Genomic DNA, 21,413 nt, shown 5'->3' with positions numbered 1-21,413 from the left:
CTCCCTGAGAAGAAAATATAAAACCAACGTGATCTACCAGAACCCCCTAGCAGGTTGACTCAGAAACGCTACCCAAACTTGACCATAGGAGTTGAGTACGCAATAGTGCCTAGCCCAATGGGCTCTCACCAACAGGGTCGGCCGTTTGTTCCAAGCGCAGGCGTCGAAACACCCAACTGGTTGATCGTCAATGTGCCGCAAACATCTGCCACCTGCTTTCCAACAGGTACGGCTTGCAGCGTGTAGGTCTGCCCAGCCGCTGCCGTAACAAAAAGGATGTTGTATTTCAAGCCAACGCCTGACCGAGGGCTTTGGGTAAAAGGCAGTACATATGCTGCCCCGGCTCGCGTTTGATCGTAGCGGTTATTTTGAGAGAAAAACCGCTCACTGGCCTGAGCAAGCTCCATCAAGTCTGACTGCACATCGGCCCTGGCAGCACGCCTTCGCGAATCCTCATATGCCGGGTAGGCCACAGCGGCCAGAATAGCGACCACAGCAGCTACGATCATGACCTCGATCAGAGTGAAGCCTGCCTCTCGACGGCTCGAGCAATAGGGTTGTCCACTGCAGTTCATTTGTGCGACTCATCCAATGTTGGCTCTTCGCCAGGATTGACAACTACGTGGGTGACAACATTGTCCGAGACCACGATGCTTACACGGCTCCCCGCTCGAACCGCATGACGCGGCAAAGGAGCAGCCTTCTTGTCGATCACCTGAACACTCTTCGACATTCGGTATGTCTGGCCATTGACTTTCACTTGCCCCACTCCGGGCGCCCACTGTTCTACCCGGCCTCGAATCTCAGACTCAGGGCTCAGTGGTTGCTGGGCCACGCCCTGCAATGGCATGAGCAATGAAAGCGAAATAGCCGCAATTGAGTAAACCTTGTTCATTGACGTTCCTTCCGCTTATCGCAATTGACGCCAGGATTGTCGGCCGAGCGGGCCTGCTGTGTTCGAACCAGACGTGATCAGGTTCCCATCCTCATCGTAGATGCAATCCTGCGTGCAGGGAGGTGGATCATTCGGATTGGGGTTGGGCGGCGGCGGCGGCGGGTTATTGTCGCCACCATTTCCGTTCCTGATCACGAGGGGCTTCTGTCCACTACCACCCTTCAAACCGCTGTAGGCCGCATCGGAACCGTCGATCTCACCATCACCGTTGATATCAAAGGCAGCTTCAGAAGACCGGCCACCGCTCAAAAGGTCCATATCCATCAAGTATCCAGATCGTCCTGAGCCACATGGATCGAGCTCTGGGACCAGGGTTGTGAATCGAATGCTCTTCTGGAATGGTCCACTGGGGAAAACTCCCTCACTGACCACACGCTCTCCAGATACTGGGAGATCCACTCTCCATCCCGGTTGGTTGGTCAACCCAAGCTGAGACAGGGAGCGCAGAGTTCCTGGCTCATAGGTGATACTCCCAACTGTCATCGCACTCATGTTCGATGTAATCGTCTGCGCAAGCAAGCTTGACCGACTTGGAGGCGACCCGGTCGACGAAGGGCTGTCAAAGATCCCGTAGAACGTCTGAACCTGAGTCGACGTGTCATCGCTCAGCCGGAAATAGCTTCCCGTCCCAAAGAGAACCACGATCTCCGAAGTTGACCCAGGCTTCAACGCCAGCCGGGGGCGAGCCAGAATCGGCTGTCTAACGTCCGAACCATCCACTGCCGTGAAAATGCGCCGAATTGATGGAGACGTGCCGGTGAAATCAAAGCGCCACATGTTGCCGAGAAGGTCACCGGCATACGCATTGGCCATCATCAGGTTGTTATTCGGCCAATCAGTGGTTTCAACAGGAGACAATCCGTTCGGATTCGTTGCACTCGCAGAACCGGCGTTTGCCACGTTGTCAGGCACCAGCAGGTTGTACATCAGCCTGCCTGACTGCATGTCCACGACCATCAACCTGGCCCGGTGATCGAAGCTGTTGTAGCCGTTTCCAAAAACTGCAGCCCATCGTCCGTTGGCCATACGCACGACCTTGGGGTTAGTCACGCCATACCCAATATCGCGGCATGCAGTACTTCCACCGGTGCCGGATGGATCGGCAACACACGTGTTGGGGGCGTACTTGAACTCCCACATGACGTCAGACGCACTGAAGCTCGTCGGGTCGGAGACGTCGAGCGCGAAGACCGTTCGACCTCCAGCGCCCATTGTGCCCACCGCCGCTGTACGCCACTGTCCTCCCGTGTACACATCCGAGACGATCGACGCACCATCAACATAGTAGCGATGGTCATAGTCGGTGCGCATCAGATCATTGATCTGGGCATGCGTGCCCGAGCTACCGGGAAGCAGCAGTTCGCTTGGCACGTACGCAAAAAGCTCCACGCCCGTATCAGCTTCAAACCCATGGTACATACCGCCGTTTGTCCCCACCATCAGTACTTCAGGGCGCGACTTGTACGCAGTACTGTTGCGGAACGTCTTGTAGCTCGTCCCTTCCGTGCCCGGCAGCAAGGTGTAGCCAAAATCACGTTGGTACATGAACTGAGGGTCAGAGCTGATGATGTCTCCCACGCGGCGAATGACGCCATCCACCACGCGCGATCGCAGCTCAGGATGATCCGCTCCACGTAGCCAGTTGACGCGATCGCTCGCCGTCGCCGCAGAAGCTGGCGCTCCGCCAGGGTTGATACCCAACGCAGTCGTTTGCGCAGTGCTCAGAGCAGCAGGCAGCAACGGAACAGGGCTTCCCGGTCCGGCACTTGTATAGATGTTCCGCGACGCTGGCGTACGTGCAGCCAGAACCTGCTCGGCATCCCATGCCAGCCCGGCTGCCGATTTATCAGGTGCGCCATAGGCGTCAAGGTTGCGCGCCTCAACAGTTCCAGACCAGTCCGTGCTACGGAAGCTAGCGTTATAGATCAGCGTGTCCGTCTGAAGGGTTGAAGAGCTGGCCGCCGCGGACGTACCAGCGGAGGTCACTCTGGCCACGATATTGGATAGAACTGAGGTCAGCTCATTGGCAAACGTCTCAGGGTCCCCTGCTGAGAAGAACCCACCACGACTGTTCACCCCAGCGTGCAGCAAATCGTCAATCTTCGCAGGATTCGACGACTCAGGGTCTGGCCAGGTGATGTTCACTGCTGGCGAGGCATCAATAGCGCCAAACGCGGTATCTGGATCAATCGTTCCGGAGACCCCCAGTCCGACACCATAGGTCACCATGTGCTGCCAGAAGGCGGGGTTTTCGTCAGTCGTTGGAACCTTGTTGGGCAGCGAAGGGCGCAAGTCCTGGTTCCAGTAATACATGGCAACATCCGCCAGCGTGTTGTCAGTAACATCGGAGAAAGGAGTGCCTGGAGAGTACTGGAACGACCGGACAGGTGGACCTGCGTCCGTGATGGTTGGACCGCTGGTATTGTCCACGTTCTGTCGTGCAGCAGCTGTAGATGCTTGAGAGCTGTTCCAGTAGCCATCGGTCATGAGAATCGAGAAACTCTGGCGACATTGCAAATGATCAGACGAGTCATTGATCCCCGGCCTCGCGCCCCATGGACCGCGGTTGTCCGTTCGACTGAAATACTGCCCGACATCGTCCAGCGCGCGCCGCAATGGTGTGTTCGCTGGATTCCAGACCCCGCCATACAGCTCGTTGAAGAAGGCAGTACGATCCGCTCCGTCAAACTTGCGCACGCCTCGGATCACTGTTTCCGTGTTTACACCATCAACACTCGAACTGTCCTTGTTGATAGCCCCAAAGCCCACTCGCATGGAGTCCGACTGTGCCGAAAAGGCACGACCGATACCTGCCTGGGCTGCCAGCATTCGCGAGCGGTAATAGGTGTACCAGTTGGCGAAGTTCTGGATTTCCTGGGCATAAGTGCAGTTGCCCGCCACACAGTCGGTTCGGTTTTCGCGTCCATCCCCCGTATAGTTTGTGGTAGAAGCAATGATGTTGACTTGTGTGTAATTGGCCGCATCCCAAAGTGCCCCGCCGTTATGGCGGAAGTACACTGCAGGATAGTGCGTGGCATTTCGCCAACCGGAGCCCACCTCCGACCAGAATAGACCACCGGTTTGATTACGGTAGATCCACCGGGTGTTTTCAGTGGTGTTGACTGTCAGGTTGCGGGTACCAAGCCCCGTCCGGATTGGATGGTGAAATGCGGCGGTCGGGTTGGCATTGGGAAAGAGGGACCCATCTTCCCGCGCCCAGGGCCTGTAGGTGACGGCTGGATTGTAGTAAGACTTGTTCAGCGCAAAGGAGCGGTAAGCACGCGCAGTGGTGCGTTCGTCCGCGTTCGCTGCGTTGTAGCGAACTGAGGTTGTAAATTCGTCGTAGTCAGCGCCACCATACATACCGGCAACAGGTCTGAAGACGAAGCGCGGACGAATGTAATCATCCGGCGTCACCTCCCAGTGCATTGAACCAGAGTCATCCAGCACGAACATGATGTTCGGATCGACGCTTGATGAGAGAAACAACGGTTTATCCGCTGGATTCACCTGCGCCGTCGCTGGTAAGTGCGCTCCCAACACGAGTGCCGCGAATACGGCCACACCTGTCGACCCACGTGTAGCCATACGGCAAATTCTCTTCAAACTCATTTCTTGCTCCCAACGGTCCCAGCTCTTCACAAGCCAAGACGACCTTTACAAAGCATGGTTTCTAGACAGTGCCAAACATCAGTTGGCCGGTTCAAATCCAGACTGGAGGATCACGATACTTCCAGGCTGCGATCCTTGGGCCTGCGCACCAATGGGATAAATCAGGCGGTATTCCGGGGGAATGACAATCCCCACCCTGACATACTGAGGTGGACCGACATGGTATTTCGGGTCTGCAGAGAGATCACCATCGAAGTCGACCAACGTCCCGGTTTCTTCTCCAGCGCCCCAATTCATAGGATCGGCAAGAGCAACCCCGGATGAATCAAACGGTCCGTTTACCTCTCCCACACGAAGCGCTGCCTCAGCAGCTTGAAAGGCCACGTTTCGATCACGCATATTAAAGGCCATGCGCTCTTGCGAAAGATTGCTTCGCATGGCCTGAACGCCCCAAAGCGTCAACACTGCCAGCAAAATAAGTCCAATGGCCAAAACTGCGCCTTTTTGGTCAGAGCGAAGCTTCGCGCTTGCATTGCGGCGCGCCTGCATGCGATGGAAACGTTTGGTTCGGATGTCCATAAAAAATGACCTTGATGCGACTCAGGGGGCCCGATTTCGTAGCGCGACAGTAGAGGAAAAAACCTGCCGTGCGGCTGGGCGTCCCTCGACCAAAGACAAAGATAGCTTGACGGCCACAATGTTGCTCAGTTCAGCAACGGCGGGAGCAGCGTCATAGCGAGCTGCGGCCCTTTGGACTCCGTTAGAAATTCCGTAGTAAAACTTCAAGTTTTCAACTGAGGTGGCAATCGCCTGACCATTGCGCAAGAGTTCACCGCCGCCAACCGAATATGTCACCGTATCCAGCCGCATCACGCGGGCACCAGCGGGATACTGTTTGGACACTGCCGATCCCGACACCAGGTTTCCTGCGATGGCAGCAACCGTCATGACGTCCGTCGTGATGCAGTCTGACAGAAGCAGTTTGTCGCCAGGGTTGATATTGCCCAACGGGGCTGCGCTGACCAACTGAACCTGGTTAGTCGCAGGCGAAGTGGAAACCACAGCAAACTCGGCGCTGCCTCTCACAATAGTCACAGAGTCAGGCGTTGCCGCCGCTCCAGAAGGCGCTGGCGTCAGCGATACCGCATCGCTAAATTCCGCCGGCGTTTGATGCTCGAGAAAAGCCAAGTTGCCACAGCCTGGGTTGCCAGCCATCCGAAGATCGCGATTGACAACCTCAAGCGCAATCCGGCCAGACTCCTGAACCACCGACAGGGAATCCTGCTGACGATAACTCGTGACGCTACCGGCGAATACGTACAAGACCGCAGAGAGGATCAGCAAGCCCAAAGCCACACCGATCATCAACTCCACAAGCGTCAGACCAGCTTGTCGCCTGACCGAGCGAATGCGGTTGTTGAATTTATTCATATCAGAGAGGCCTCACTTGAGTGCGAACAACAACGCAGTCGCGCGCGTTAGCGCCTGCTTGAAGGCGACTATCGTTCCAGTTGATCTCTACGACGAAAACCTCGATACCCGTCCCTGCATGCGTGACCCCACACTGATCAACGAACGCAGTATTCGGCGCAAGACGTGCCGCCAGCCCTTGCCCAGCTGGAAGGGCATTCTCGACACAACTCTTCCACTGGTTCACGTCAGTGGCAGCCAAGGCCGCCGCACCGCCAGCGGCCATCAGCGGCAGCCCACACGCTTCCGCAGCGTTTCCGTCAAAGGCGGCTCCGAGCGGTGTTTCATACGCGCAGACAGCAGCGTCACAGGCCGCGAGGTTGGCGCGAGCCCTGTCCGCCAAGTCGTATGCAAGACTCGTTGCCTGCGTTCGAAGAGACGCGCTGTGGTTGTATTTGATTCCCGCGAACTGCATTCCCGCCATTCCAATGACGCCAAACGCAAGTACAACAATCGCGACCAGAACCTCAATCAAAGTCGCCCCAGCCTGAAACTTCGACACTTGCCGACGCATCAAAGCAACCCGAAGGGCTTGACGTGGTTGATTAATATTCATCACAAGTACCGATTCATTACTAAGGACATGCCACATTGGAAGAAGCAACTCGCCCAGAAGGCCCAACGCCAACAAAGCGTGTCAGGGTATCCAAGGTGATCTGGAAACACTGCGCATTGGTCACCCCGCCCAAGGCGTTGAACTCAACTGCGCCCCCAACCACAATTCCCACTCCAGCCCGCGTAGCCGGCCAAACTCGAAACGGCGGATTGGCGGCGGCGGCATTGTCTCGAACGACCCATCCATCGATCCAGCCGCCACTACATGTAGCCTGGTTATTGCTTGAGCAAACTGTCACAGGGACTCCGCGCTTGACGGCTTCGCTACGAGCGACTTGAAGCGTGCTCACGACATCGTTGGTCACAGCCGAGATCTGCATGCTCTGAATAAGAAGACGGAGACTCGGGATCCCAATGCCAACCAGTATGGCGAGAATCGCCACTGAAACCATCATCTCGATCGCTGTAAAGCCGGACTGCTTCTTCATGGAATAACAACCGCTTGGAGCGGCGAATATGCTGAATTGCGTTGCATTAAGAGCGAATATAGTGCTTCGCAGTCGCAGCGCGAGGTCGTCGAGACGAGTGGGGGATTCCTAAAGACGGGCGGTACTCCTTTTGTTGTCTTCTTTAGAAACAGGAGAACGGACCTCATACTCCGGCCGGGTGACCATGCAGACATAAAGCCTGGGCGGAATGACCTGATGAAGTGTTTATTCGGCTTGTTTCGCCCGGTAGGATTTAGACTTGCTTTGAATCAAGTCACCATGTTGCCGCCCATCATGAAGCCCCCACTCCCCAAACATTGGGCCACAGCGATCGAGTTTGCGGAGCGTACCCAGCATGTCCCTAGCCCCAACCCCCGCGTGGGTTGCGTGCTCATCTCGGCATCCAATGCCTTGATCGGGGAAGGCGCCACAGAGGCAGCGGGGAGCGCCCATGCCGAGGTGGTGGCGCTGCGCAATGCACGTGCCCTGGGTCATGACACACAAGGCGCTACCGCATACGTGACCCTGGAGCCTTGCTCCCACCATGGCCGCACCCCACCCTGTTGCGACGCCCTGATAGCGGCGGGTGTGGCCAAGGTGGTGGTCGCCACACTGGACCCGAACCCGCTTGTTGCCGGCAGTGGTGTCGAGCGCCTGCGATCTGCAGGCATCGATGTCGAGGTGTTACCGGTCTCCCATCCCGTCGCGATCGCCGCGAAAGAGCTCAACATCGGCTTTTTTAGCCGGATGGTACGCAAGCGCCCATGGGTGCGCATGAAGCTGGCGTGCTCACTGGACGGCAAGACAGCCTTGCCAGACGGGGAAAGCCAGTGGATCACCAGCCCGGAGGCACGCGCTGACGGCCATGCCTGGCGAGCTCGCGCCTGCCGCGTGCTGACCGGCGTGGGCACGGTGCTGGCCGACGATCCAATGCTGGACGTGCGGGACTTCGTCACGCCGCGCCAACCCCACCTGGTGGTGGTGGACAGTCAGCGGCGCACGCCGGCATCTGCCCGGCTGTTTGGCCCCTCCGCTCAGGGAAGTCCTCGCCAGGTAACACTGGTGGGTAGCGCCAGCGGAGCGGCGGCCCGAAACGGCATGGGAAGCACCCCTCCCGCGGAAGAGCAGGCACAACAAAACCAGCTGATCAGCCACCTGGACCTGCCCTCCCCTGACGGCAAGGTGGATCTTCACGCCCTCATGGCCTGGCTGGGTGGCGAGGGCGAGACCAACGAATTGCATGTAGAGGCAGGCCCGACCCTCAGCGGCGCCCTGCTTTGTGCCGGCCTGGTGGACGAGCTGCTTGTCTATCAGGCGCCGGTGGTACTCGGGCCGGGGCTGCCCTTGCTATCGCTGCCCGCACTGGACAAACTGGCCAATGCCCGCCGAATGCAGTTCTCCGACGTTACGCAGATAGGGCCAGATCTGCGTCTGCAGGTCCGATTTGCAGGAAATGACGCATTTTTGAGCACCTGACCCCTGTGCATGCCGGCATCCAGGCACTGCACAAGCAATTTTTTGTGGAGAAAGTCCCTCGCCGGACCGGCCCCACCCGAAACCCTGCGAAAATAACGCCATGTTTACCGGCATCATCACCGGCGTGGGGCGCATCGCCGCCCTCAACGACCTGGGCAGCTCTTTGGATCATGGCAAGCGACTCACCATCGAGGCGCCGCCAGGCTACCTCGACGACGTGGGCCTGGGCGACAGCATTGCGCTCAACGGCGCCTGCATGACCGTCACCACTCTGGATATGCCTGCCCGGCAATTCACCATCGACATTTCAGCGGAGTCTCTGGACAAGACCGCCGGCCTCGACCAGGCCGGGGCGAGCATCAACCTGGAAAAGGCTTTGCGCGCCCACGACCGCCTGGGGGGACACATCGTCTCGGGCCACGTCGATGGCGTGGGCCGTGTGGCGTCATTTGAACGCGTGGGCGAGAGCTGGGAACTGCGCATTCTGGCGCCTGTGGAGCTGGGCAAATACCTGGCCTACAAAGGATCGATCACTGTCAATGGTGTGAGCCTGACGGTCAACCGCATCGCCGACGTGCCGGATGGCTGCGAGTTCAGCATCAACCTCATCCCTCACACAGTTGAAAACACCTCGCTGGGCCAGCTCAGGGCCGAGACGCCGGTCAACCTCGAAATCGACACCGTCGCCCGGTACGTGGAGCGGATGCTCACGGCACCTGGCGCGACTTCAAAGGACTTGAATCCATGAACGCCCCCGACAAGCTGACACCAGTGGCCATTTCGCCAGTGGAAGACATTGTGGCCGACCTGGCCGCTGGAAAGATGGTGGTGCTGGTCGATGAAGAAGACCGGGAGAACGAAGGTGATCTGGTGCTGGCGGCTGACCATGTGAGCGCGGAAGCCATCAACTTCATGGCTCGCTTCGGTCGCGGTCTGATCTGCCTGACCTTGCGCAAGGAAGCCTGCGAGCGCCTGAAGCTCCCTCCCATGGTGCAACGCAATGGCACCTCCATGGGCACGGCTTTCACTGTGTCCATTGAAGCTGCAGAAGGCGTGACAACGGGCATCTCTGCCGCCGACCGTGCCCGTACCGTGCAAGTGGCCGTGGCGCCGGAGGCCAAAGCCTCTGATCTGGTTCAGCCTGGCCACGTGTTTCCGTTGCAAGCGGTTGAAGGTGGCGTGCTGATGCGCGCCGGCCATACGGAGGCAGGCTGTGATCTGGCCGCCATGGCTGGCTGCTCGCCGGCATCGGTGATCTGCGAGATCATGAAGGATGACGGCACCATGGCCCGCCTGCCCGACCTGCAGTTGTTTGCAGCCGAGCACGGCCTGAAGATTGGCACTATTGCCGATCTGATCGAGTACCGCAGTCGCACCGAAAGCCTGATCACCCGTGCTGCCAAGCGGACCATGCAAACCGCCTTCGGTGAATTCGACGCCGTTGCTTTCCGAGATGGACCCAGCGGCGCACTGCATCTGGCACTGGTCAAGGGGACCTGGGGTGAAGACGAGAGCGTTCCGGTGCGCGTGCACGAGCCGCTGTCTGTCCTGGACGCGTTGGAAGTGGGCCGATCCATGCACAGCTGGAGTCTGGAGCGCAGCCTGAGGTACCTCGAGACGACGGGCAAAGGCGTGGCAGTGCTGCTCAACTGCGGAGAAACGGCTGATCAGTTGCTCGACCAGTTCGAAGGCACTGCACGGGCGGCACATGCCCCTGGCCGAGGTCGCATGGATTTGCGCACCTATGGTGTGGGCGCCCAGATTCTTCGGGAATGTGGCGTGCGCAAGATGCAGCTGCTGGGTACGCCACGCCGCATGCCCAGCATGGCTGGCTATGGACTGGAAGTCACTGGCTTCGTTGAAAGCTGAAGGCGCCCCCTCCAGGATGGCAAAACCACCGGCCAATGCCGGACGGAACAAGATTCAAACTTCAGACAGGACTCAAACATGTTTGGCGCAGAAAAAGGCAGCAGCGACAACCGCCTGCTCGACGGCAAGAAGCTGGTCATCGGCATTGTCCAGGCCCGTTTCAACGAGGGCATCACCAACGCGTTGTACGATGCCTGCCACCAGGAGCTTCTGGCTCTGGGCGTGCAGGAGAAAAACATCACCCGCGTCACCGTCCCGGGTGCCCTGGAGGTCCCGCTGATTCTCAAGGCCATGGCCGAGCGCGACGACTTTGACGCACTGATCGCCCTGGGTTGCATCATTCGAGGCGAGACCTATCACTTCGAGCTGGTCGCCAACGAGTCGGGCGCCGGATGCACGCAAGTGTCCCTGGAAACCAATACCCCGATCGCCAATGCCATCCTGACCACCGAAAACGTGGCCCAGGCTGTGGCGCGCCAGGAAGAGAAAGGCCGCGACGCGGCGCAAGTGGCCATCGAAATGGCCAACCTGCTGGAAGACATCGGTTAAGAGGCCCTGACCATGAGCAACAGTTCAAGCGCCCCCGCTGCCGGCGGCAAGCGCCCTCGCAAGGCGTCTGACAAATCAGCCCGGACGCGCGCACGCGAATTCGCCCTGCAGGCGCTGTACCAGCATCTGGTGGGTCGCAACGCCGCCACGGATATCGACGTCTTTACCCGTGACCTCAGCGGTTTTCACAAGGCAGACAGTGCCCACTATGACGCCTTGCTCCACGGGTGCGTGGACGAAGCCGAGGCGCTGGATGCATTGATCGAGCCGCAGCTCGACCGTCCGCTGGCCGAGATTTCTCCTGTTGAGCGTGCCGTGATGTGGATTGGCGCGTACGAATTCAAGCATTGTCTCGACGTGCCCTGGCGGGTGGTGCTCAACGAGAGCATCGAGCTGGCCAAGTCCTTTGGAGGGACCGATGGCCACAAATACGTCAATGGCGTATTGCACAAACTGGCTCGCGAACTCCGCCCCGTGGAAACGCAAGCGGATGCCAGGACGGACGAGGACTGACCCATGAGGATTTCAGCGCGCGCCCGGGACGTCGAGCCGTTCTACGTCATGGAGCAGGCCAAAGCCGCCATCGAGCGTTCCCAGTCGCCTCGAGATGGCGACCAGCGCATGCTGTTCCTCAACATCGGCGAACCCGATTTCACGGCGCCTCCGCTGGTGCAGGAGGCGGCCGAGCGTGCGGTCCGCATGGGGCGCACGCAATACACCATGGCCACTGGTCTGCCCGCCCTGCGCGAGGCGATCAGCCGCTGGTATGCCACGCGCTTTGGTGCCAAAGTGGAGCCAGAGCGCATCGTCGTCACCGCTGGTGCCTCTGCTGCTTTGCAGCTGGCCTGCCTGGCCCTGATCGAACAAGGCGACGAAATCCTGATGCCCGATCCCTGCTACCCCTGCAACCGGCACTTTGTGCGGGTGGCCGAGGGCCGTGCCCGGATGCTGGCTTGCGGCCCTGAGCAGCGTTTCCAGCTCAACTCGGGACAGGTACACGACGCCTGGAACACGGCCACACGCGGTGTGTTGCTGGCCTCGCCGTCCAACCCGACAGGGACCTCGATCGCCCGCGAAGAGCTCGAGCGGATTGCGCGTGCGGTGCGCGAGCGTGGCGGTGTCACCCTGGTTGACGAGATCTATCTGGGCTTGAGCTACGAGGATGACTATGGCCACACGGCTCTGGGCTTGCCCGATGGCCTGGGAGAAGAAGTCATCAGCATCAACAGCTTCTCCAAGTACTTCAACCTGACAGGATGGCGGCTGGGCTGGATGGTGGCACCCAAGGCCCTCGTCCCTGCGCTGGAGCGTCTGGCGCAGAACCTGTTCATCTGCCCCAACGTGGTGTCACAGCAAGCGGCCATCGCCTGCTTCGACGCTGACAGCCTTGCAGAGTATGAGCGCCGGAGAGCCGAGTTCAAGGCGCGCCGGGACTACTTCATTCCCGCTCTGGAAAGTCTGGGTCTGAAGGTGCCGGTCGCACCCGATGGTGCTTTCTATGCGTGGGCCAATGTGAGCTCGTTATGCGAGAAATGGGATATCCCGCTCAAAGGCGATCAGCCCGACCAGGGAGGAAGCTGGTCTGCGGCGTACGAGATCATGGATCGTTGCCAGATTGCCGTCACCCCCGGGCGCGACTTCGGGCAAGCCGACACGCGCCGCTACATCCGCCTGTCCACGTCGACTGCCCTGCCCGATTTACAGGAAGCCGTGGCCAGACTGAAAGCGGCGCTGTGACGACATCAGCCCGACACATGCCTAGCCCGCTCGAACAAGCCACAGCAGACGCCTTTACCTGGAAGGTTCGTGTCTACTGGGAGGACACCGATGCCGGTGGCATTGTTTTTTATGCCAACTACCTGAAGTTCTTCGAGCGCGCCCGCACAGAGTGGCTGCGTCATCTTGGCATTGGTCAGCAGCAATTGCGCGACGATGTCGGTGGCATGTTCATCGTCAGCGCCACTCAGGTGAACTACCATCGGCCCGCCCGGCTCGATGATTTGCTTCTGGTTACAGCGCGTGTTCGCGAGGCCGGTCGCGCGTCACTTACCATTGAGCAGTCCGCCTGGAAGCTGCCCGCTGAAGGAGAGGAGCCAGGCGCCGCCGTCTGCCTTTGCGAAGGCAGCATTCGCATTGGCTGGGTTCAGGCTGACAGCATGCGCCCGGGACGCATACCCGCCCAGATCCTGTCAGCCTTGTCTGGCGAGAGCCTGGACACATGACCTGACGCATTCGCCCTGAACTTTTCGAGAATTTCCCACTCAGAACCAACATCATGTCTCACGACTTTTCCATCGTTCAGCTCATGCTCAATGCGAGCTGGGTCGTGCAAGCCGTCGTCGCCTTGCTGGTGACCGTGTCCATCATTAGCTGGGCCGCCATCTTCCGCAAAGTCTTTGCCCTCAAGAGCGTCAAAGCCAAGAATGAAGACTTCGAGCGCGATTTCTGGTCAGGCGCCAACCTCAACGATCTCTACCTGGCTGCCGCACAGAACGCTCGTCATGTAGGCCCCATGGAGCGGATCTTCGCCAGCGGCATGCGCGAATTCCAGAAGCTGCGCGAACGCCAGATCAACGACGCTGCCACGCTCATGGATGGCGCCCGCCGCGCCATGCGCGCCAGCCACCAGCGGGAAGTGGACGCGCTGGAGTCCAACCTCTCCTTCCTGGGAACGGTGGGGTCGGTGGCGCCGTATGTGGGTCTTTTCGGAACAGTCTGGGGCATCATGCATGCCTTCACTGGCCTCGCTGCTCTGGCGCAAGTGACCTTGCAGACAGTCGCTCCCGGTATTGCAGAGGCTCTGGTGGCCACGGCCATTGGCCTGTTTGCCGCCATTCCTGCTGTGGTCGCCTACAACCGCTTCACGCACGAAATCGATCGCGTGGCCTTGCGCCTGGAGACCTTCATGGAGGAGTTCTCCAACATCCTGCAGCGCAACCTGGGCTATCAGGCTCCCGCAGCCGGTGGCGCCAGCGCCGCAGGCCACTGACAACGGACGCCTGGACAGGAAACACAGTCATGGCAGCAGCAAGTACCGGTCGACGTGTCAGGCGCACCAAGAACGAGATCAACATGGTCCCGTTCATTGATGTGATGCTGGTGTTGCTCATCATCTTCATGGTGACAGCCCCCCTGATCGCCCCCAGCCAGATCGACCTGCCCAGCGTGGGTCAGGCCAACGCGCAGCCCAAGACCTTTATTCAGGTCATTGTGGACAAAGACGAGAAAATCGAGGTTCAGGAAGGCTCATCGAGCAAGACCGCCCAGGAGACCGACATGAAGGGTCTGGTCGAGATGGTCCAACGCATGCAGTCCGATACGGGTGAGCAAGAGCTCACCGCCGTGCCAGTGGTGATCAGTGCAGACAAGAACATCAAGTACGAGACCGTGGTAAAGGTCATGGATACCTTGCGCCGCGCCGGTATCGAGCGTGTGGGCCTGTCCGTCCAGACCACCAACTGATCGCCACCACCGACCGACACGACAGGCCACCTCAGGGACAATGCAGCACAAGCCGGACGCTTCCGATTTCAATCCACCCAGACAAGGGCGATGGAGCACGCCAGTCGTTCTGGCGCTGATCATCCACGCATTGCTGATCATTGCACTGACTTTTGGCGTTCAGTGGAACAACACGCAGAAGGCCAGTGCGGTGGAAGCTGAACTCTGGGCTGCCCTGCCGCAAGAGGCTGCACCCAAGGGCGGCAAGACACCGCCGCCGGCACCCAAGCCCGAACCGAAACCTGAGCCGAAGCCCGAGCCCAAACCTGAACCCAAACCGGAGCCAAAGCCCGAGCCAAAACCTGAACCGAAGCCGGAACCGAAGCAGGACCCGGACATTGCGGTAGAGAAAGCCAAGAAGAAAAAGGCCGAAGAAGAGCGCAAGCGCAAGCTGGCAGAAGACAAGAAGCGCCAGGAAGAGAAGAAAAAGCGAGAGAAAGCCGAGCGCGAGAAGAAAGAAAAGGCTGAGCGTGAGAAGCGCCTGGCTGAAGAGAAGCGCAAGAAGGAGCTGGCCGCCAAGAAGGAGAAAGAACGCCAACAGAAGCTGGCAGAGCAAAAGCGTGAGCGTGAAGCTGAAAAGCGCCGCCAGGACCAGATCGCCCGCATGATGGGTCAGGCCGGGGCCACGGGTGCGCCCTCTTCCCGCGGCACAGCTCAGCGCTCCAGCGGACCTTCGGCAGGCTATGCAGGCAAGCTCAACTCGTACATTCGTCCCAATGTGCTCTATACCGGGGACACCTCACAGAACATCAGGGCAGAGCTGCGGGTGACCACACGCGGCGATGGCACCATCACCAGCGTTCGCCTGGTCCGTTCCAGTGGCAGCGCGGACTGGGACAGTGCCGCCGAGCGGGCTTTGCGCCGCACCAACAAGCTGCCACCGGACGTTGATGGCACTGTGCCGTCGGACCTGATCATCGAGATGTCGCCCAGGGAGTACTGAGGCTTTCCTGGGGTCGACGTCCCCAAGCGGCCAGACGTCAGGCATCATGTCAAGCGGCGCCTGACGTATCCCGCTTTTGCCGCACAATTCTCTGTAGCGCTGCAAGAAGCTCTTCGGCGTCAACGGGCTTGGACAACACCATGGACATGCCCATGTGCAACAGAGAATCACGCTCTGGACCGTCGACATGACCGCTGATGATGATGATGGGTGGCGGGTTTGGCGTCGCCAGTATTCGGGTGGCCAGTTCTCGGCCGTCCACATGGGGCATGGCCAGGTCCGACATGACCACATCCCAAGGCGTGGTCGAATGCTGAAAGTGGAGCCAGGCCTCTTCACCGTCCCGTGCGCGGACGACGTCCCAGCCTTTGCGCTCAAGCAATCTGCCCCACGCGTGCCGCAACGAATCGTCATCATCCACAAGGAGAATCCGGCGGCGCGCCTGATCTCCGGCAGCGTGCTGGACTTCGCCAGGCTCGCCTGACGCGACTGCTGTGGCAACCGGGATCATCAAATGGAACGTGCTGCCCTCGCCCAAGCGACTGCTGACCCCGACGCTGCCTCGATGGCGCCCCATGATGCCGTGGGCCACCGACAAGCCAAGGCCTGTGCCTCTTCCCGTGTCCTTGGTGGTGAAGAAGGGTTCGAAAACGCGGTCCAGGTGCTCGGGTGCGATGCCCGGCCCTTCGTCGCGAACCGTCACATGCAGATACTCGCCCACCGGCAACCCCGCCACACCAGGCAAAGAATGCACGTCATCATTGCCCGACCACAGGCGACGCTCGGTGACAATGTGGATGCGTCCTTCACCTGCCATCGCGTCTGAGGCGTTGATCAGCAAGTTCATCAATACCTGCTGCAATTGGGTCGGATCTGCCATGACCTGGTCTTGCGAAGGGTCGACATCGCTGGTAACGACGACTTCTGTGCGCTTGAGCATTCCCGCTGCGGTCAGCGAGCGAGCGCGTTCAATCAGGTCGCTCATGCTCAGACGCTCCAGACGCGGCTCCGTCTGGCGGCTGAATGCCAGCAACTGTCGCATCAGGCCACCGGCATAACTGGAGCCCTTCAGTGCCCGGTCCAGAGCTTCCATGCCAGGGTGATCGGAAGGTAGATCCTCCATGGCGACCCGGATCCAGCCACTGATGCCTGCCAGAGAGTTGTTGATGTCATGGGCAATGCCTCCCGTGAAGCGGCCGATCGCCTCCATCTTCTGGCTCTGCATGAGCTGAAGCTGGAGCTCTTCCTGCCGCGCATGGGCTTCGCGCTGGACGGCCGCATCGTGGCGAACCCGCTGCAGCAAGGCATTGATGCCTTGAGCGACCACGGTGAGCTCGTCCTGACCACCCATACGGATCTGAGCGTCGCCCTCTGCGCCCTGTGCCGTGATCTGACCCAATTGGTCGTGCATCCGATTCAGGCGCCGTAGCACCCATCTATCCATCAGCAGGACCAGAAGACCGCCAATCATCAGCCCTGCCAGCAACACTTCAGCGCCAGTGGTCAGGACGATACGCGAGGCCTCCTGGGCGATGGATCTGTCCATGATCTGCACCAGCTCGGCAATGGGACGCCCGGCGCTGTCCTCTATGACAGCATGGATTTCCGCCCGGGAGCTGCTGATCGGAATCATGGCCCCCTTCTGTGCGTGCTCATGCTCGTCCAGCAAGTGCAAAGACACCGAGGACATCAGCACATGGCTGAAACGAAGCAGTTCAGCATGGTCGAAACGGCGCACCATCACCAATGCCCCTACCGGCGAGCCATTGGGCTTGGCAGGACTGCGAATGGCGACGACCCCCACCATGTACAGCTCGCCGCCCTGCCGCACATAAGTCCCTGTCGTTTTCATTCCGCTGGCATCGGCCAGTACGTCTCCGGCCTGATCCACCAGCAAAGTGCGCAGCGGGGATGCTGTCATCACCAGGCCCTGCCCGGGCACGATATGGGCGGCAGCCCTCACTTGAGCGCGCCGATCGAGCACCATGACTTCGGCCACGCGCAACGTTGTCAGGTTCTCTACTGTGATGTTGTCGGCCAGAAAGGCGTCATCCTTGCCTTCGACAAACAGGACGGTGTCGTCCCAATAGCCGTAGTCTTTGACGGTGGCTACCAAATCCTGTAGCTGCAGATCCAGTAGCTGCTTGGCGCGGTCACCTTCCTGTGTGGCCTCTTCCTGCTCCAGGTCGGCAAGTGATTTCGACAAGGCCAAGCTGGTCACGCCCACGGCCAACAAGGTCAACAAAATGACTGCCGCGACGATGAGCAACCAGGCTTTGTATTGAAGCTTCATGACACTTCAATATCGACCAGCAAGCCATGCGCTTGAGCACCGTCCAGCGGGTCCACTCCGGCCTGAAGGACGCGCTGCCCGGCGCGCTGGGCAGCGCCGGGGGAAGGTCAGTCGAAAACCACTTCGGCTTTTTGCTGGTGTGCCTGAGCCATCCAGCTGGCCAGGGCAGCATCGGATGGATAAAACAACGCCCGGTCGTCAAGCTGCAATTCGCATTGGGCGCCAGCTCTCTCGAGCGCCAGCCTGACAGGCAGGCCCCGAAGCAGCTCCCCCTGCTCCGACAACTCGCGCTTGGGTGGGAATGAGTGGACCAGGTCATCGATGTCCGGCGCCGAACCGTTGACGGCCACGCGCAAGTACTTGCCAAAACGGCATCGGGCGGTCGGCATGTCCCAGATCTGCTGAATCCGCAAACGAAGGCCACCAGAGAAGCGGTCTTCACGGACCGTCCCCTGGATGATGACGACCTCGTCATCCCTGAGCTGCTGGCGATGCTGTTCCATCAGTTGCTCGTCGACCGATGCATCGATGGTGCCGCTCTTGTCGTCCAGCCGGAACAGGCACACACGGCCACGCTGCCCGTTGATGACACGCAAGTCACTGACGATGCCAGCCAGTACCACCGGATCTTTGCTGTCCTTCACATGAGACAGCGGTGTGCGGGCGAAGCGGCGCACCTCACGCTCAACTTCATCAAACAGATGCCCGGAGAAGTAGAAGCCCAGCGCCGTCTTTTCCTGCGTCAGACGTTCCTTGACCCCCCAAGGCGTGGCTTCCACCAGCTCGGGTTCCTGGGTACTGGAGCCGTGACTGTCGGCCAGCATGTCGAACAGGCCGCCCTGATTGGCATTGGCCTGAGTGGTGCTGGCGTATTCAAAGGCCAGATCCACCGACGCCAGCAAGGAGGCACGGTTGCGGTCCATGCTGTCGAAAGCGCCGGCCTTGATCAGGGCTTCAACCGTGCGCTTGTTCATGCGTTGGCGGTCCACCCGCAGGCAGAAATTGAACAGGCTGGTGAACGGGCCGGTATCGCCGCCATTGGGGCCTTCGCCCTTGCCTTCGCGCGCGGCGACGATGGCTTCAATGGCTTGTTGACCCGTGCCCTTGATGGCTCCCAGGCCGTAGCGGATGGACTTGTCGGTCACCGGCTCGAAGCGGTGCACGCCACGGTTGACATCGGGCGATTCGAATTCGATGCCCATTTTCTGGGCGTCTTCCACCAGCACCTTGAGCTTGTCGGTGTCGTCCATCTCCACCGTCATGTTGGCGCAGAAGAACTCGGCGGTGTAGTGGACTTTCAGCCAGGCCGTGTGATAGGCCAGCAGCGAGTACGCGGCGGCGTGCGACTTGTTGAAGCCGTAGCCCGCGAACTTCTCCATCAGGTCAAAAACCTCGTCGGCTTTCTCTTCGCTGATGTTGTTCTTGGCCGCACCCTCGCGGAAGATCTGGCGATGCCGCGCCATCTCTTCGACCTTTTTCTTGCCCATGGCACGCCGAAGCATGTCGGCACCGCCCAGTGAGTACCCGCCCAGAATCTGGGCTGTTTGCATCACCTGCTCCTGATAGACCATGATGCCGTAGGTCTCGGAGAGCACGGGCTCGACAAGCGGATGCGGGTACTCCACTTCTTCGCGTCCGTGCTTTCGCGCCACGAAGCTGGGGATCAGGTCCATTGGCCCCGGACGGTAAAGGGCGTTCAGCGCGATCAGGTCTTCCAGGCGTGATGGCTTGGCATCCCGCAGCATGCCCTGCATACCGCGACTTTCAAACTGGAAAACGGACTCTGTCTGCCCTCTGGAGAACAAGGCGTAGACAGCCTTGTCGTCGAGCGGGATGTCTTCAAAGCGGAAGTTCTCCTGGCCTTTGTGGCGCTTCATGATGAATTCGCGCGCGATCTCCAGGATGGTGAGCGTGGCCAGACCCAGAAAGTCGAACTTCACCAGACCAATGGCTTCGACGTCGTCCTTGTCGTACTGGCTCACGGCTGATTCACTGCCCGGCTGCATGTAGAGCGGGCAGAAATCGGTGAGCTTTCCCGGAGCAATGAGCACACCACCGGCGTGCATGCCGATGTTGCGGGTCATGCCTTCGAGCTTTTGTGCCAGCTCGATCAGGGTCCTGACGTCTTCTTCCTTCTCGATGCGCTCGGCCAGTGCCGGCTCCATTTCGATGGCATAGTTGTTCTTGTCGCCTTCCTTTTTGGTCTCAGGCGGATACTGCAGAGTGACGGACATGCCGGGCTTGTTGGGCACCAGCTTGGAGATGCCATCGCAAAAACCATAGGACATGTCGAGTACGCGGCCGACGTCACGGATGGCCGCACGGGCAGCCATGGTGCCGAAAGTGGCGATCTGGCTCACCGCGTTCTTGCCATAGCGCTCTTTCACGTAGTCGATGACACGATCACGGTTGGACTGGCAGAAGTCGATATCGAAGTCGGGCATGGACACCCGCTCCGGGTTCAGGAATCGCTCGAACAGCAGGTTGTACTGCAGCGGGTCCAGGTCGGTAATCAGGAGCGCATAGGCCACCAGCGAACCGGCACCGGAGCCTCGGCCCGGGCCCACCGGGCAGCCGTTTTCCTTGGCCCACTTGATGAAGTCCGAGACGATGAGGAAGTAGCCCGGGAAGCCCATGTTGAGAATGGTCTTGAGCTCGAACTCCAGGCGCTCAACGTAGCGGGGGCGTTGCTCTTCCCGCTTGGCCTCATCGGGGAACAGATGCTGGAGGCGCCCTTCCAGGCCTTCAAACGAGACATGGCGGAAATACTCTTCCGTGGACATGACCTGCCCGTTGACCGGCGGAATGGGGAAATTGGGCAGCTGCGGCTTGCCGAGCACCAGATTGAGGTTGCAACGCTTGGCAATCTCCAGACTGTTCTCGATCGCTGACGGCAGGTCGGCGAACAGCTCGCGCATTTCCACGGCAGACTTGAAGTACTGCTCACGGGTAAAACGACGAACACGCCGGCTGTTGCCAAGGATTTCGCCTTCGGCAATGCAAACGCGGGCCTCGTGCGCTTCGTAGTCCTCAGGGCGTAAAAACTGCACCGGGTGCGTGGCCACCACCGGAAGATTGAGGCGGGCGGCCAGTTGCACAGCCGCCATCACGTGGCGCTCGTCGTCAGGTCGGCTTGCCCGCTGCACCTCGATGTAGAAGCGATGGGTAAAGATGCCAGCCAGCACCAGTGCGGCGTCGGTGGCCTTCTGCTCGTCACCTGCCAGCAGCGCCTGCCCCACCGGGCCTGCATGGGCACCCGCCAGCATGATCAGCCCGCTGTTGAGCTCCTCCAGCCATGCCTTCTTGACCAGAGGCTGATCCCGGACCACATTGCTGGTCCACGCGCGGGCCAGCAATTCGCACAGATTGAGGTAGCCCTGCTTGTTCTGGGCCAGCAAAATCACACGCGGTGCCGGAGGGGGCTTGTGCCCCATGGGTGAAGCGAGCGTACTGCCTTCATCGTCCGCCAGGCCATCGAGCATGATCTCTGCCCCCATGATGGCCTTCATGCCTTTGCCGCGCACCTTGCGGTAGAACTTGACGCCGCCGAAGGTGTTGTTCAGGTCGCTGATGCCCAGCGCAGGCTGGCCATCCTTGGCGGCTTTGCCCACTACGTCACCGATACGAACGGTGCCGTCGACAACGGAGAATTCGGTGTGGAGTCGGAGGTGGACAAACATGCCACCATTGTAGGGAATCAGC

The 21,413-nt window shown here is 59.8% G+C and carries 19 protein-coding genes; 10 read left to right on the top strand and 9 right to left on the bottom strand.

Translation table 11 applies throughout. From position 1 onward, the window contains the following. Positions 1–125 precede the first annotated feature (125 nt). The 7 genes from ABWV89_RS02775 to ABWV89_RS02745 all read right to left on the bottom strand — a co-directional run bounded on the left by ABWV89_RS02775 (position 126) and on the right by ABWV89_RS02745 (position 7,080). Positions 126–575, bottom strand: a complete 450-nt coding sequence (locus ABWV89_RS02775) for a type IV pilin protein (RefSeq protein ID WP_353393982.1) — start codon at positions 573–575, stop codon at positions 126–128. Beyond that, positions 572–895, bottom strand: a complete 324-nt coding sequence (locus ABWV89_RS02770) for a hypothetical protein (protein ID WP_353393979.1) — start codon at positions 893–895, stop codon at positions 572–574. The genes ABWV89_RS02775 and ABWV89_RS02770 overlap by 4 nt, the downstream gene beginning before the upstream one ends. A gap of 15 nt (positions 896–910) precedes the next feature. Continuing rightward, on the bottom strand, positions 911–4,567 hold the full coding sequence (locus ABWV89_RS02765; RefSeq protein WP_353393976.1) for a pilus assembly protein: 3,657 nt from the start codon (positions 4,565–4,567) through the stop codon (positions 911–913). A 78-nt stretch (positions 4,568–4,645) separates the two neighbouring features. Further along, complete coding sequence (locus ABWV89_RS02760) at positions 4,646–5,146, bottom strand: pilus assembly PilX family protein (RefSeq protein ID WP_353393974.1); 501 nt, start codon at positions 5,144–5,146, stop codon at positions 4,646–4,648. Between the two features lie 21 nt (positions 5,147–5,167). Next, positions 5,168–5,998 (bottom strand): PilW family protein, encoded by an 831-nt coding sequence (locus tag ABWV89_RS02755; protein ID WP_353393972.1) that lies wholly within the window; start codon positions 5,996–5,998, stop codon positions 5,168–5,170. A 1-nt stretch (position 5,999) separates the two neighbouring features. Continuing rightward, entirely contained in the window at positions 6,000–6,551 is a 552-nt protein-coding gene (gene pilV / locus ABWV89_RS02750) for a type IV pilus modification protein PilV (RefSeq protein WP_353395140.1), read from the bottom strand. A gap of 61 nt (positions 6,552–6,612) precedes the next feature. Next, the gene (locus ABWV89_RS02745) at positions 6,613–7,080 is read right to left on the bottom strand and encodes a GspH/FimT family pseudopilin (RefSeq protein WP_353393970.1); all 468 of its coding nucleotides are present in this window, start codon (positions 7,078–7,080) and stop codon (positions 6,613–6,615) included. 294 nt (positions 7,081–7,374) lie between these two features. Here ABWV89_RS02745 and ribD point away from each other — a divergent pair, with 294 nt between their 5' ends. From ribD to tolA, 10 genes are all read left to right on the top strand, one after another. Next, positions 7,375–8,556, top strand: a complete 1,182-nt coding sequence (ribD, locus tag ABWV89_RS02740; RefSeq protein ID WP_353393968.1) for a bifunctional diaminohydroxyphosphoribosylaminopyrimidine deaminase/5-amino-6-(5-phosphoribosylamino)uracil reductase RibD — start codon at positions 7,375–7,377, stop codon at positions 8,554–8,556. Positions 8,557–8,656: 100 nt separating this feature from the next. Then, positions 8,657–9,304 carry a riboflavin synthase gene (locus ABWV89_RS02735; RefSeq protein WP_353393967.1) on the top strand — a complete coding sequence of 216 codons (648 nt, stop codon included), beginning with the start codon at positions 8,657–8,659 and terminating at the stop codon, positions 9,302–9,304. After that, a complete protein-coding gene (gene ribBA, locus ABWV89_RS02730; RefSeq protein WP_353393964.1) occupies positions 9,301–10,425 on the top strand; it encodes a bifunctional 3,4-dihydroxy-2-butanone-4-phosphate synthase/GTP cyclohydrolase II in 1,125 nt (374 codons plus the stop codon). Before ABWV89_RS02735 ends, ribBA begins: the two co-directional genes overlap by 4 nt. A gap of 78 nt (positions 10,426–10,503) precedes the next feature. Then, a complete protein-coding gene (ribH, locus tag ABWV89_RS02725; protein WP_353393961.1) occupies positions 10,504–10,974 on the top strand; it encodes a 6,7-dimethyl-8-ribityllumazine synthase in 471 nt (156 codons plus the stop codon). Positions 10,975–10,986: 12 nt separating this feature from the next. After that, positions 10,987–11,487 carry a transcription antitermination factor NusB gene (gene nusB, locus ABWV89_RS02720; protein ID WP_353393959.1) on the top strand — a complete coding sequence of 167 codons (501 nt, stop codon included), beginning with the start codon at positions 10,987–10,989 and terminating at the stop codon, positions 11,485–11,487. A 3-nt stretch (positions 11,488–11,490) separates the two neighbouring features. Next, positions 11,491–12,711, top strand: coding sequence for a pyridoxal phosphate-dependent aminotransferase (locus ABWV89_RS02715; RefSeq protein ID WP_353393957.1), 1,221 nt, complete (start codon positions 11,491–11,493; stop codon positions 12,709–12,711). 17 nt (positions 12,712–12,728) lie between these two features. After that, positions 12,729–13,196: a tol-pal system-associated acyl-CoA thioesterase gene (gene ybgC / locus ABWV89_RS02710; protein WP_353393956.1), complete on the top strand. Its 468-nt coding sequence runs from the start codon at positions 12,729–12,731 to the stop codon at positions 13,194–13,196. 53 nt (positions 13,197–13,249) lie between these two features. Further along, the gene (tolQ, locus tag ABWV89_RS02705) at positions 13,250–13,963 is read left to right on the top strand and encodes a protein TolQ (protein WP_353393954.1); all 714 of its coding nucleotides are present in this window, start codon (positions 13,250–13,252) and stop codon (positions 13,961–13,963) included. Positions 13,964–13,992: 29 nt separating this feature from the next. Then, positions 13,993–14,436 carry an ExbD/TolR family protein gene (locus ABWV89_RS02700; RefSeq protein WP_353393953.1) on the top strand — a complete coding sequence of 148 codons (444 nt, stop codon included), beginning with the start codon at positions 13,993–13,995 and terminating at the stop codon, positions 14,434–14,436. A 40-nt stretch (positions 14,437–14,476) separates the two neighbouring features. Next, positions 14,477–15,418 carry a cell envelope integrity protein TolA gene (gene tolA, locus ABWV89_RS02695; RefSeq protein WP_353393951.1) on the top strand — a complete coding sequence of 314 codons (942 nt, stop codon included), beginning with the start codon at positions 14,477–14,479 and terminating at the stop codon, positions 15,416–15,418. A 49-nt stretch (positions 15,419–15,467) separates the two neighbouring features. Here the strand turns inward: tolA and ABWV89_RS02690 are convergent, their stop codons facing one another. Together ABWV89_RS02690 and dnaE are read right to left on the bottom strand one after the other, a co-directional pair. After that, positions 15,468–17,711, bottom strand: coding sequence for an ATP-binding protein (locus tag ABWV89_RS02690; RefSeq protein ID WP_353393949.1), 2,244 nt, complete (start codon positions 17,709–17,711; stop codon positions 15,468–15,470). Between the two features lie 107 nt (positions 17,712–17,818). Then, positions 17,819–21,391 carry a DNA polymerase III subunit alpha gene (gene dnaE, locus ABWV89_RS02685; protein WP_353393947.1) on the bottom strand — a complete coding sequence of 1,191 codons (3,573 nt, stop codon included), beginning with the start codon at positions 21,389–21,391 and terminating at the stop codon, positions 17,819–17,821. Between the last annotated feature and the right edge of the window lie 22 nt (positions 21,392–21,413).

This window comes from Hydrogenophaga sp. 5NK40-0174, assembly GCF_040372165.1.
Classification (GTDB): Bacteria; Pseudomonadota; Gammaproteobacteria; order Burkholderiales; family Burkholderiaceae_C; genus Hydrogenophaga.
Note: the sequence above shows the minus strand (reverse complement) of the source record. Positions and strands in the feature narration are given on the sequence as shown.